We start from the raw sequence: 349 nt of genomic DNA on the forward strand, positions 1-349 counted from the left end.
ATCCCGAACTCTTCGCCGTTGTGGCGGAAGGGGGTGCTGCTGGTGTCATGCCCCGGCTGGGTCTCGACCCAGAGAACCTCGAGCGCGCCGTTCAGCGTAGGGGTGAGCAGCTCGTAGCTGGCGTCGTCGGGTCCATCGGCGCCATGGAAATCGAGAGTGCGCCGTTCGGCACGCCGCACCACGGGGCTGATCTGTTCGGTCAGGTGGAAGAGCCTGCCGATGGGGATGTCCAGCCCGTGCGCGATCTGGACCAGGGTGGCAAAGGACGGATTGCCCTTGCCTCGTTCGATCTGACTGATGAGGCCGGTGCTCACACCGGATCCTCGGCTGAGGTCGTCGAGGGTGTAAC

General features: G+C 65.0%; 1 protein-coding gene. It reads right to left on the bottom strand.

Features of this window, described 5'->3' with window-relative positions; translation table 11 throughout:
• Positions 1-314 (bottom strand): helix-turn-helix domain-containing protein (locus AC1DUE_RS21025; RefSeq protein WP_477041326.1); only part of this gene is annotated, 314 nt, incomplete at its 3' end.
• Between the last annotated feature and the right edge of the window lie 35 nt (positions 315-349).

It is taken from the genome of Cellulomonas sp. P4_A2 (assembly GCF_056402515.1).